General features: G+C 42.4%; 9 protein-coding genes and 7 tRNA genes. 4 read left to right on the top strand and 12 right to left on the bottom strand.

Annotated elements, in window-relative coordinates; translation table 11 throughout:
- Window positions 1-154: 154 nt before the first annotated feature.
- Window positions 155-808, top strand: a complete 654-nt coding sequence (locus IEY42_RS10270) for an RluA family pseudouridine synthase (RefSeq protein WP_188925143.1) — start codon at window positions 155-157, stop codon at window positions 806-808.
- An 80-nt stretch (window positions 809-888) separates the two neighbouring features.
- Here the strand turns inward: IEY42_RS10270 and sstT are convergent, their stop codons facing one another.
- The 6 genes from sstT to IEY42_RS10240 all read right to left on the bottom strand — a co-directional run bounded on the left by sstT (window position 889) and on the right by IEY42_RS10240 (window position 7,600).
- Complete coding sequence (gene sstT / locus IEY42_RS10265; protein ID WP_188925142.1) at window positions 889-2,121, bottom strand: serine/threonine transporter SstT; 1,233 nt, start codon at window positions 2,119-2,121, stop codon at window positions 889-891.
- A 445-nt stretch (window positions 2,122-2,566) separates the two neighbouring features.
- Entirely contained in the window at window positions 2,567-3,469 is a 903-nt protein-coding gene (locus IEY42_RS10260) for a chemotaxis protein CheV (RefSeq protein WP_188925141.1), read from the bottom strand.
- 220 nt (window positions 3,470-3,689) lie between these two features.
- Window positions 3,690-4,169 carry a protein-tyrosine phosphatase family protein gene (locus tag IEY42_RS10255; protein WP_188925140.1) on the bottom strand — a complete coding sequence of 160 codons (480 nt, stop codon included), beginning with the start codon at window positions 4,167-4,169 and terminating at the stop codon, window positions 3,690-3,692.
- An 8-nt stretch (window positions 4,170-4,177) separates the two neighbouring features.
- Entirely contained in the window at window positions 4,178-5,464 is a 1,287-nt protein-coding gene (locus tag IEY42_RS10250; protein ID WP_188925139.1) for a DEAD/DEAH box helicase, read from the bottom strand.
- Between the two features lie 80 nt (window positions 5,465-5,544).
- Window positions 5,545-6,066 (bottom strand): methylated-DNA--[protein]-cysteine S-methyltransferase, encoded by a 522-nt coding sequence (locus IEY42_RS10245; protein WP_229780008.1) that lies wholly within the window; start codon window positions 6,064-6,066, stop codon window positions 5,545-5,547.
- A gap of 4 nt (window positions 6,067-6,070) precedes the next feature.
- Window positions 6,071-7,600: a DNA-3-methyladenine glycosylase 2 family protein gene (locus IEY42_RS10240; protein ID WP_188925137.1), complete on the bottom strand. Its 1,530-nt coding sequence runs from the start codon at window positions 7,598-7,600 to the stop codon at window positions 6,071-6,073.
- A gap of 243 nt (window positions 7,601-7,843) precedes the next feature.
- On the opposite strand from IEY42_RS10240, the gene IEY42_RS10235 reads away from it, so the two are divergent.
- A complete protein-coding gene (locus IEY42_RS10235) occupies window positions 7,844-9,673 on the top strand; it encodes an ABC transporter ATP-binding protein (protein WP_188925136.1) in 1,830 nt (609 codons plus the stop codon).
- Window positions 9,674-9,859: 186 nt separating this feature from the next.
- On the opposite strand, the gene IEY42_RS10230 is transcribed toward IEY42_RS10235, so the two are convergent.
- From IEY42_RS10230 to IEY42_RS10205, 6 genes are all read right to left on the bottom strand, one after another.
- Window positions 9,860-9,935 (bottom strand) — tRNA-Val (locus IEY42_RS10230).
- A 31-nt stretch (window positions 9,936-9,966) separates the two neighbouring features.
- A tRNA-Val gene (locus IEY42_RS10225) sits at window positions 9,967-10,042 on the bottom strand.
- 32 nt (window positions 10,043-10,074) lie between these two features.
- Window positions 10,075-10,150, bottom strand: a tRNA-Val gene (locus IEY42_RS10220).
- A gap of 42 nt (window positions 10,151-10,192) precedes the next feature.
- A tRNA-Val gene (locus IEY42_RS10215) sits at window positions 10,193-10,268 on the bottom strand.
- Between the two features lie 32 nt (window positions 10,269-10,300).
- A tRNA-Val gene (locus tag IEY42_RS10210) sits at window positions 10,301-10,376 on the bottom strand.
- A 42-nt stretch (window positions 10,377-10,418) separates the two neighbouring features.
- Window positions 10,419-10,494: transfer RNA gene (locus IEY42_RS10205), tRNA-Val, on the bottom strand.
- A gap of 388 nt (window positions 10,495-10,882) precedes the next feature.
- On the opposite strand from IEY42_RS10205, the gene gltX reads away from it, so the two are divergent.
- Together gltX and IEY42_RS10195 are read left to right on the top strand one after the other, a co-directional pair.
- Window positions 10,883-12,292: a glutamate--tRNA ligase gene (gene gltX, locus IEY42_RS10200; RefSeq protein WP_188925135.1), complete on the top strand. Its 1,410-nt coding sequence runs from the start codon at window positions 10,883-10,885 to the stop codon at window positions 12,290-12,292.
- Window positions 12,293-12,396: 104 nt separating this feature from the next.
- A tRNA-Ala gene (locus IEY42_RS10195) sits at window positions 12,397-12,472 on the top strand.
- The last annotated feature ends 258 nt before the right edge of the window (window positions 12,473-12,730 follow it).

The following is a 12,730-nucleotide window of genomic DNA, read 5'->3' as shown; positions in this document are numbered from 1 at the left end:
CGACCAAGCAAACAGTATATTGTCGTTTCCGCTTGCTATCCCAGCGGATTGACCAAGTTACAGTTATCTTATTTTCGTTACTGAAAAAATTTTGTTAGTATGCGCGCGTAACCCATCAAGCAAAACCTGCGTTTATTGAAGAGACAATCTCACCATGCACATCTTTACTTATCGACCACCGTCAATTCCTTGGTTGGACATCCGCTATAAAGACCGTGATATTATTGTGATTAATAAACCTTCTGGATTGTTATCAAATCCAGGACGCTCACCAGACACCCATGATACCGCCATCACTCGCTTACAGCAACGTTATCCTGAAGCCATTTTAATTCATCGCTTAGATTGTGATACGTCAGGCATCATGATTTTTGCTCGCACCAAAAAAGCGGAGTCGCATCTAAAAACTCAGTTTCAAAATCGCCAAGCTAAAAAAGTCTATATCGCTGAGGTGCAAGGGCATATGCAAGCATTAGAAGGTAAAGTGAACTTTGCGTTAGGGCCAAACCCTGACACACCGCCTTTTCAAATGCTCAGCGAGACAGGTAAAGCGGCACTGACTTATTTCCGTGTGCTTGAACAACGTACCAACACAACGCTGATGGAGCTCAAACCGCATACAGGCCGCACCCATCAACTCAGAGTGCACATGCTTGCACTTGGCCACCCTATTTTAGGCGATGAGTTTTATGCTGATAAAGCAACAATTAATGCCAGCAAACGACTCAATTTACACGCGCAATCATTAACCATTACACACCCATATACCCAAGTAGAAATGACTTTTTTTAGTCAGCATCCTTTCTAACCTTGGCGGATATAAGCCAACAACAAAAATGCCGACACCATAGATTGCCTATGGGCCGGCATTTTTGTGCGACGCACAATTTAACTTGCTTGAGCCGCCTCTTTTGCCTCAGCCGCTTCACATGCTGCAGCGGTAAAGATAACGTCAGTTGAACTGTTTAATGCTGTTTCAGCTGAGTCTTGAATCACACCTATAATGAAGCCAACAGCCACAACTTGCATTGCAACATCGTTAGAAATACCAAACAGACTACAGGCTAACGGGATTAATAATAATGATCCACCCGCGACACCCGAAGCACCACAAGCCGATACAGAAGCAACCACACTCAGTAACAGTGCTGTCATAAAATCGATGGGGATATTAAGAGTATGAGCCGCTGCAAGTGTCAATATGGTAATGGTAATTGCTGCACCGCCCATGTTGATGGTCGCGCCTAATGGGATAGACACAGAGTAAGTGTCTTTGTGTAATTTAAGCTCTTCACACAACGCCATGTTTACCGGAATATTAGCCGCACTTGAGCGAGTAAAAAATGCCGTTACGCCGCTTTCTCGTAGGCATTTAAGTACTAGCGGATATGGGTTACGTTTAATTTTCACATAAACAATAACCGGGTTCACTACTAAGGCAATAAACAACATTGCGCCCACTAAGACGGCAAGTAGTTGAGCATAACCTGCAAGCGCTTCAAAACCGGTTTCTGCAAAGGTTGCGGCAACTAAACCAAAAATACCGATTGGTGCTAAGCGGATCACAAAACGTACAATGTTAGAAACGGCCTCACTTAAATCGGACAACATTTGTTTAGTGCTGTCACTAGCATGATGCATGGTAATACCTAAACCTGCACCCCATACTAAAATACCAATGTAATTTCCTGTGAGTAATGCATTAACTGGGTTATCAACAATTTTAAACAGTAATGTATTAAGGACTTCTGTAATACCTTGAGGCGGATTAGAACCTTCAATGCCGGTTGCCAACAATAGGGTTGTTGGAAATGCAAAGCTGAAAATAACTGCCGTCAATGCCGCTGCAAATGTACCAAAAAGATACAAAGCAATAATAGGACGCATATTGGTGTGGCTGTCTTTCTTTTGGTTAGCAATCGATGATGCGACCAATACAAATACCAACACAGGCGCAATGGCTTTTAGCGCGCCGACAAACAATGAGCCTAAAAATGCCACACTGTGCGCACCGGTTGTTGAAACGCTGGCTAAAATCACACCCAAGATGATCCCGCCAATAATTTGTAGCACTAAGCTTCCACTAGCGATTCGAGCTAGCAGTGATGTTTTTTGATTCATTTTTTAACCTATGATTATTATATTAGTGGCTTTTTATTCGTTAGTGATGTTCTAACGTCATGCCGTAGTTAAAACTGTAAAACGTTATAAAACAACTATCGTCATAATATAAAAGAGATACAAATTAACCAATATTACTCGAAACGCTTATGTTGTTGGCATCCTTGTTAACAATGTAACTCAACATAAGGTAAATAATCTGTTTTCAGAGTAACGTTACTGCATAACGCCAAGGCAATCACTTAGTGCGATGTACAAAAAAGCCTTGTAGCTATATATCAGGATGGAACATAAGAAGTCTAGTGCTGTGAACAAATGAGTAAAAAAAATCAATCACAGTTGTTTAAATGAACAGAGACTTATCAATTCTATATAAAATGCAATCAAGTTGTTAAACATGTTGCAAGCTCAATGCTTTAGAAAATATTGATGTTTTTACTGCTTATTAAACAGGAGGCTTAGTTTGAGCGCCGCGTAACATGGCTTCAATCAACTCCTTGGCATCAAACTTAGTTAATGCTTCATTTGCTCCAACTTGCTTAGCCTGGCTAACGCTGATCTCGCTCGATAATGAGGTGTGCAAAATAATATAAGCATTGGCGAGTTGAGGGTTATTTTTCACTTCAAATGCTAACTCATAACCATCTAAGCCAGGCATTTCAATGTCGCTCACGAGTAGTTCTATTGGCTCACCTCGCTCTGCTGCATCTTGCATCATTTGTAGGGCATCTCGGCCATCTGAAGTGACTTGATAACCGATATTGATCGAGTCTAATGCATCAGACAATTGCTTGCGCGCCACTTTCGAGTCATCAACCAATAATATTCGCAGTGGTTTGAGTTTTTCACGTTGAACATCAGTCAAAATGGCACGATTGGTCACTGGGTCATCAGGAAATATTTTCGATAACAACAATTCCACATCCAGTAATTGCACTAAATTATCATCAAATCGAGTCACACCAGTTAAAAAGGCATTTTTGCCCAAATTATCTGAAGGCGCCTCAATATTACGCCAATTACACTCAATGATTTTATCGATTGCACGCACCAAAAAACCAATCACCCTACGTTGGCAGTCAGTAATGATAATGTAACAGTCTTGACGTTCTTGTTCAGTTATTGGCTTAAAGCCGATAGCTGCTGCCATATCAATAACAGGAATGGTCATGCCGCGAATGGTCGCCGCGCCCATAATAGCGGGATGAGAATGAGGAATTTTAGTGAGTGGTGTAAACGGAACTAACTCACGGATCTTTAGGGTTCCAAGCGCAAACTGTTGAGTGTGATTCAACTTAAAAAGCAATAAACCTTGCGATTGATTCGCTTTGCTCATTTTTGGACTCATCGTACCCCCTTGTTCACACGTTTGTCTGTTGCACTATAGCATTTATCGTCAAACTTTAACGTGCCTTTAGCCTGTGCAGATCACAATATAAGCAATTGCCTATTGAGGGTATCAACTCAGTATAAAAACACACAAAAATAAAGGGAAACATCAAGATAGATAAAATTGATTTATCTATCTTGATGTTTCCCTTTATAGATCGACTTGTCTCGATACAGGCTTAGTTTGAAGCAGACTGTAACTCGTAAAGTACATCATAAACAAATTGGTCCCAGCCATCTGCATCAAATGCTAAACCACTGGCATTTCGTACCTGGCTAACCGCATGAACCGGAGCTGCACCGTTTTCCATCATATAGTAAGCCATGACCATTTCTGTTCGGTTTATGCCTGAACGACAGTGTAATAAGACAGGAACATTGGCGCTTTCACACTCACGAATAAAGGCTAATACTTGCGGTAAAACTTCGGCGCATACGGTGAGGTCTTGCGGCTTAGGGGGGATGTTATCGGGTAAATTAAACACCTTATGTTTAATACCGAGTTGTGTCATTGCTGCCGTGTCACAACCTTCTGCATTATTTAATGAGGCTATCGCACCAAAACCGGCTTGCTTTAACTCCGCTAAATTCCATGCATCTTTATTTGGACCACTTCGCCCTGCGATTTGTCCATCTACTAACCAAAAAATATGTTTCATAATACCTACTACTCTGGTTTTTTAGCCCAAATATCTACATTAACAGGGGGTAATTTCTTACGCTTTTTTTTTCCCATGCCTTCAGGTTTCGCGACTGGCTTTGGCTGTTCTAGGACATTATCTGGCATAATGTCATCGGCTTCAAATCCGTTAACTTGTTCACGTTCAAGACGAATTTTATTCTTTTTTTCAATAACAGAGAAATGATGATACTCATCATGTGATAACAAGGTCAATGCTAAACCTACCTCACCTGCACGGCCACTTCGGCCAATGCGGTGCATATAATCTGCTGGACTGCGTGGTAAGTCAAAATTAATTACTACAGGCAGTTTTTCAATGTCTAAACCACGGGCGGCAATGTCGGTGGCAATCAGCACCTGTATTTCACCCGCTTTAAAGCTTTCAAGTACCCGGCTTCGCGCACCTTGTGCTTTATCACCATGAAACACCTCAGCACTAATACCGCGTTTAGCTAATTTTTGCGCTAAATGATTACACCCATTTTTTGCACTCACAAAAATCAAGACCTGACGCCATTGGTGCTGTTGTAGTAAGTGAGCTAATAACGCAGTTTTTTTCTCGCGATTAACCGTCATGACTCGTTGTACTAACGTGCTGGCCTCGGCGCTTTGTAACTGCACTTCTAGTGGGTTATTGAGTAAGGTCTGAGTGAGTTGGCGCACTTCTTCAGGGAAGGTGGCAGAAAACAATAAGGTTTGTTTTTTCTTCGGTAACAAGGCTATCAACTGCGCGAGTTCTTCAGTAAAGCCTAAGCTAAGCATTCTGTCTGCTTCATCGAGAACCAGTGTTGAAACAGCAGACAATTTAACGGCATTGGATGATATTAAATCGAGTAAACGCCCTGGCGTTGCAACAACAACATCAGCACCGCCACGTAAAGCCAGCATTTGCGTATTAACAGACACGCCACCAAAAGCTGCTACAACCTTGATATCACCATTTAAATGAACTGCATAAGATTTGAAGCTATCAGCAACTTGTTTGGCCAATTCACGCGTCGGCACCAATACTAAAGCGCTCACAAGGTTGCCTTTGGGTGATGAGGTTCGATTACGATCCATTAGTTGCTGCAATATTGGTAAAGCAAACGCCGCGGTTTTACCCGAGCCCGTATTGGCACCCGCCAACAAATCTTGGCCAGATAAAATACTTGGGATGGTATGGGCTTGTACTGGTGTAGGCTGTATATATTGAAGCTCGGCCAATCTAGCCAACAACGGAGTGTGCAGACCAAATTCAGCAAAGGTGGTAGCTAATGAAGCTTGTGTCATGGATCAGATGCGCTCAACAATGGGTAACAATCGGACATTTTACCGCACTTTAGCGCATCAGTCAGATAAATTACCTAACTTTATTGTGCAGTCTCTAAGTTAAGTAACCATTGTTTCATGCCTAACCCATAAGCATAACCCGTAAGCTTACCGCCTTTACCAATCACCCGATGACATGGAACGATAATCGCAATAGGATTGGCACCATTTGCAGCCCCAACCGCGCGCACAGCTTTTGGTCTACCAATCGTATTGGCGATATCGCTATAGCTACAATGCTGGCCAAACGGTAGATCACGCAAGGCTTGCCACACCTGTTGCTGAAACACGGTTCCTTTAGGCGCTAACGGTATATCAAAGGTTTGCCTAATGCCGGCAAAATACTCTGTTAATTGCACCACGGTGTCATTGATGTGTTGTTGGGCCTGTAAACACGCATCATTTGTAGCAGGCATGAGCTTAATTGAAGACTCAATCACAACAACAGGGTTAAGTTCATCCAAATCAGAAACTTGCAAATGCGTCAGGCCATATTCAGAAGCTTTAAGTGACAGTAAACCCACAGGGCTAGACACAAACGATTGTACTTGAGGTATAGACATAGTTTTATTCTTGTATTGAAGTAAGGGGATTTTCATCCCACAACTGAAACGTTAAATAACTGCCCCAAGGGCTAACTTGTTCGCTAATGTGTTTGGCAATTTGGCTATACGACTTGGTTGACTCAATCGGACGTTGTGCCAATTGATGCAATGCATGTAACCTATTTTTTATCACTAAATCTGTGGTTAAAAACACGTCTGGTTCGCTGAACCCTCGCATTTGTGCATAAGCAACGGTCCATGGGCCAATCCCTTTAACCGACAACCAATCTTGCGGAGTTGACTCAGGGTATTGAGAAACATACGTGCCAAGCGCGTTTAAGGCCAATTTACGTGCACCAGGCATTTTTAATTCATCCAGTGATGCTTGGGCAATCACCTTAGGTGTCGGAAAAAGTCGCCAGATTTTACCATTCAAACTAAGCGGTTCACCATAGTGTTGTACTAAGGTGTTGAGTAATTTAGTGGCTTGTAGCACGCTTACTTGTTGACCTAATACTGCTCGGCATACTGCTTCAAACACATTAGCTGTACCGGGGATCCTAAGGCCGACATCGATATTAGCACCGAGTGACGTTATTGGGGTGAGAGCTTGTTCGATGACCTGCATATCCGCATCAAGATCGAAAAGAGCACGAACCTTCAACACAACTTTGTGTAAGTACTTAATGTCTAAAGCATTAACAAAATAAATGCTCACATCTAATTGAGGTTTATTGTGATGGTGCTTAGCAGCAAAAACACCATTAATACCATTAAATGAAAAACTGCGCATATAGCCGTTATCATTAATCACCTCCATATGCTTCACTTGACGAAAAGCATAAAACTGCAACATTTTGGGCCAATTTAATGGTGGCCGATACGCCAAGGTTAACGTAATAGGGTTAACGGTCATTAATGGATTATCACATGTCACTTGCGTCGCAATGGTGGAGCGACTCAGCTTACGGATAGCCGAGGGGGTTAGCTGTAAGTGTTGCTGAAACACTTCATTAAAACGCCGAATACTGTTAAACCCCGCAGCCATGGCAATGTCGGTCATCGACAAAGAGGTTTGATGCAGTAACTGTTTGGCAAACATCAATTGCTGATACTGAGCAAAACGTTTTGGCGACGTTCCTAATTGTTGATTAAACAATTGACTCAAATAACGACTCGTTATACCTAATTTTTCAGCAAGTTCAGTCACTGGCATGGCGTTATCACCATAAAGGTACCCTTGCTCAATTAACGTTAATGCTCGGTTAAGAGTGGTCTGTGTGCCGCGCCAAGCATTGGAGCTTGGTGCACTATCGGGTCGACACCGTAAACACGGTCTCAACCCTGCATTAGCGGCTTTAATCGCGGAGTCAAAATAGCGGACGTTTTTTTCATGCGGCGCTGGCGCGGGGCAAATTGAACGGCAATAAATACCGGTGGTGATCACGCCGGTAAAAAATTGGCCATCAAAGCGAGCATCGCGGCTCAATCGAGCTTGCTGACACACTTGTGGTGCAAGGTGACAATCTGTTAATGATTGCTCGTTAACCATTTTCTCTCCTCGAGCCTGTATCATTACAGGTTAACACTTAACATAAGATCAATATTGCGCTAAAAAATGCTTTTTTACGTATCGACTGACTTTACCGAAATGACTGCGCTGCGACTAGCGGATAACGGAACTGAATCGTTATAAGCTCATCAGCAGATTAATGGTAACAATTTAACGCATTACATTTGACGCATATACGTTATCCTAGCAGCAGAAACCTCACTATGGATGTTAGAGCATTAGATGTTTAAATTTTTTGAATCCTTAACTCAACCGTTACCGCCAGAAGAGCCGACGCAGCCGCCTAAAACCCTATATGCATTTTGTCGTCATTATACTCGCGGCTTTGGTAAACCTTTAATTGTAATGTCAATTTTAACGGCCATTCTGGCCATATTAGAGGTGTCACTATTTGGTTTTATGGGTAAGCTAGTCGACTGGTTAGTCACTAAAAATCCACAAACCTTATGGCAAGACGAACACGTTACCCTTATTGGCATGTCGGTGATTGTGTTAGTTGTGATCCCGTTTATTGTTTGGTTGCATGCCTCGATCGTGCATCAAACATTATTGGGTAATTATCCCATGGCCATTCGCTGGCAAGCACATCGTTACTTACTTAAGCAAAGTATTGGCTTTTATCAAGATGACTTTGCCGGCCGTGTCGCCACTAAAGTAATGCAAACCTCATTAGCAGTGCGTGAAACGGTCATGAAGCTACTAGATGTATTGATGTACATCTTAATTTACTTCACCTCAATGCTCGTGATGATTGCCAGCGCCGACTTACGCTTAATGTTACCTATGCTGGTGTGGCTAATCGCCTACATTGCAATCCAGTGGAAATTAGTGCCAAAACTAAAAGCGATTTCAGCACAACAAGCTGACGCCCGCTCGAGCATGACAGGGCGAATTGTTGACAGTTATACCAATATTTCTACCGTGAAATTATTCTCTCACACTAAGCAAGAAGCAGATTATGCCCGCGACAGTATGAGTTTATTTTTAAACACGGTTTACGGCCAAATGCGTTTAGTGACAATCATTAACGTTGCAGTGCAAATAATTAATTATCTATTGGCATTCACTATTGCTGCTGTATCAATTTGGCTTTGGGCGGATAACGCGATTACTGTTGGTGCCATTGCCATTGCCGTGAGTTTAGCACTGCGTTTAAACGGTATGTCTCAATGGATAATGTGGGAAATTAGCTCACTGTTTGAAAACATTGGTACGGTTACCGACGGAATGAATACCTTATCAAAACCGATTGCGATTGAAGATAAACCAAACGCCAAAGACATTGTGGTTGATCAAGGTAAAATAGACTTTAACCAAGTGAGTTTTCATTACGGTGAGAAAAAAGGCGTTATTAATGAATTAGATTTGCACATTAAGCCTGGAGAGAAAGTCGGTTTAGTCGGCCGTTCGGGCGCAGGAAAATCGACATTAGTTAATTTATTAATGCGTTTTCATGATGTTGAACAAGGGCAAATTCTTATTGATGATCAACCCCTAACCGATGTCACCCAAGACTCATTGCGCGCCAATATCGGTATGGTCACTCAAGACACGTCATTATTGCATCGCTCTATTCGTGAAAACATTTTGTATGGCGACCCTCACGCTAGCGAAGAACGCTTAATGGCTGCTATCACTCAAGCGCAGGCATTTGATTTTATCGATACGCTAACCGATCCCTTTGGAAATAAAGGCTTAGATGCACAAGTAGGTGAGCGCGGTGTTAAGTTGTCTGGTGGTCAGCGTCAACGTATCGCAATTGCCAGAGTGTTACTTAAAAACGCGCCAATATTGTTACTCGATGAAGCCACATCGGCGCTCGATTCTGAGGTTGAAGCGGCAATTCAAGAGTCGTTGTACGAGCTAATGGAAGGTAAAACCGTTATTGCCATTGCGCATCGACTCTCGACGATTGCGGCAATGGACCGCTTAATTGTATTAGATCAAGGCAAAGTTGTAGAACAAGGCACTCATCAAGAATTGATTAAAGCCAATGGCATTTACTCACAACTATGGTCACATCAAACTGGTGGATTTTTAGGACTGGATTAATGTCGTAACTTACAGAGTTTAATAGAAGCCATTCAATTTGAGTGGCTTTTTTATGGCCGAACATCAAGAAAGTTAAAAAAATGGGATTGCAAGAAGCAATATTAGAACAAACTAAACAAGATTAAGTGATCAAAATAAGATTGCAGCTGTTTAAGGGAGATTAAATTAGAAGTTAAACGAGTAATATGGTGGTCGCTACTGGGCTCGAACCAGTGACCCCCTCCTTGTAAGGGAGGTGCTCTCCCAGCTGAGCTAAGCGACCTGGGATATAACGCAGATAGATTAAATTGATATGGTGGTCGCTACTGGGCTCGAACCAGTGACCCCCTCCTTGTAAGGGAGGTGCTCTCCCAGCTGAGCTAAGCGACCTGGGAATATCAATCTATAAAGCATGTAAAATATGGTGGTCGCTACTGGGCTCGAACCAGTGACCCCCTCCTTGTAAGGGAGGTGCTCTCCCAGCTGAGCTAAGCGACCTGGGATATTTTACTATGAGTCCAACACATTCTTTTAGAGAAATGGTGGTCGCTACTGGGCTCGAACCAGTGACCCCCTCCTTGTAAGGGAGGTGCTCTCCCAGCTGAGCTAAGCGACCTGGGACTCTACACATCATTTTATCAGATTACATGGTGGTCGCTACTGGGCTCGAACCAGTGACCCCCTCCTTGTAAGGGAGGTGCTCTCCCAGCTGAGCTAAGCGACCTGGGATGTAATCAACATAAGAATATCTTCATCAATGAAGATATGGTGGTCGCTACTGGGCTCGAACCAGTGACCCCCTCCTTGTAAGGGAGGTGCTCTCCCAGCTGAGCTAAGCGACCTCATGCTGTGTGGGGCCGTATTATAGGGGGCAAGTAAAACCTGTCAACGCTTTTTAATTAAAAAAATGCTAGTCGGCCTAAAATTGTTCGCTTTGACGCTTTGTTAATCAACAGATTGACCTAATCATAATCAAAAATAAATACCAGTTCGCTTTCATCGTTTACACAATATTTACTGTCATTATTACGCCTTACTGTGCATCACAATGTTTTAATAGCAATGATACTTACAACAAGTCATTTTTGACGTTTATCCGCAAAGAAAAAATAAAATCTGTCTCAGGTTTGAATGCACACCATTTCAACTACTGAGTTTGGCTGTTAGAATAGCGCCACATTTTTTTGTTTGTCTTTATTTAGACGTTTATAAATAGGTTAGTGTCCGATTATGACTACTAAGACGCGTTTTGCTCCAAGTCCAACTGGTTTTCTTCATGTAGGTGGTGCCCGTACTGCACTTTATTCATGGTTACACGCTCGTGCTAACAATGGTGAGTTTGTGCTTCGCATTGAAGACACCGACATTGAACGTTCAACTCAAGAAGCCTGCGATGCCATTCTTGATGGTATGAACTGGTTAGGACTAACCTGGGATGAAGGCCCGTATTACCAAACTAAACGTTTCGATCGTTACAATGAAATCATTGATCAAATGTTGAATAACGGTACCGCTTATAAATGTTATTGCTCACGTGAGCGAATTGAAAGCATGCGTGAAGAACAAGCTGCACAGGGCTTACAGCAAAAGTATGATGGCTGCTGTCGCAACCTTGCGCCACGCGATACTGACGAGCCCTTTGTTATTCGTTTCAAAAATCCTATCGAAGGTAGCGTGGTATTTGACGACCATGTTCGCGGCCGTATCGAAATTTCAAATGATATGCTTGACGATTTAATCATTAAACGTACCGATGGTGTGCCAACCTATAACTTCTGCGTTGTCGTTGACGATTGGGATATGGGGATTACTTGTGTTGTTCGTGGTGAAGATCATATCAACAACACACCACGCCAAATTAATATTCTTAAAGCACTAGGTGCACCAATTCCTGAATACGCACATGTATCGATGATTTTAGGTGATGATGGTGCCAAATTATCTAAACGCCATGGTGCTGTTGGCGTAATGCAATACCGTGATGACGGTTATTTACCAGAAGCATTGTTAAACTATCTTGTTCGTTTAGGTTGGTCGCATGGCGATCAAGAAGTGTTTTCACTGGAAGAGTTAAAAACACTATTCAAATTAGATGATATTAACAAAGCGGCTTCTGCATTTAATACCGATAAGCTAGTTTGGTTGAACCAACACTATATTAAATCACTTGATCCAGCTTATGTTGCATCTCATCTTCAATGGCATATGGATGATCAAAACATTGATATCAGTAATGGCCCTGCCCTTGCTGATATCGTAACCGCATTATCTGAGCGCGCTAAGACCTTAAAAGAGTTAGCTGCTTCGAGTCGTTATTTCTATGAAGACTTTACTGAGTTCGATGCTGCCCAAGCTAAAAAACATCTCCGTGGTGTTGCATTAGAGCCATTAACATTATTCAATCAAAAATTAGCTGAGCTGAATGACTGGAGCGTTGAAGCTATTCACCAAGTAATCGAAGCTACGGCAACCGAACTTGATGTGGGAATGGGTAAAGTGGGTATGCCTTTACGCGTCGCGGTTACAGGCGCAGGTCAGTCTCCAGCATTAGATTTAACCTTGTTCTTAATCGGAAAAGAAAGATCTGCACAAAGAATATCCAAAGCGATTGAATTTGTAGCAGATAGAATAAATTCATAAAAAACGAGTTGACACTTTTGGGTATGCTGCATAGAATGCGCCTCGCAGTTGAGACATGACGTCAGTTAATTCTGGTTGCATATCCAAAAGCATTAAGTAAGAAAGGGGTTATAGCTCAGCTGGGAGAGCGCTTCGCTGGCAGTGAAGAGGTCCACGGTTCGATCCCGTGTAGCTCCACCACTTACTTAACAATCTTTAAGTAGATAAAAGCATTGATGTTTAGCCTACAGACATTGATGAGTATTCACTCGATACAGAGTATAACGTATCAACAGTGTCCCATTCGTCTAGAAATAGAGCTTAGGACATCGCCCACTTTGGTTTATAAAGAGTCGGCGGTAACAGGGGGTCGAATCCTTGTTTATTTGTAGCAATTAGCACCAATGTTTAGCCTACAGACATTAGTGAGTATTCACTCGATACAGAGTATAACGTATC

Origin of the sequence: Shewanella algicola, assembly GCF_014648035.1 — a bacterium.
Taxonomy (GTDB): Bacteria; Pseudomonadota; Gammaproteobacteria; order Enterobacterales; family Shewanellaceae; genus Shewanella; species Shewanella algicola.
Note: the sequence above shows the minus strand (reverse complement) of the source record. Positions and strands in the feature narration are given on the sequence as shown.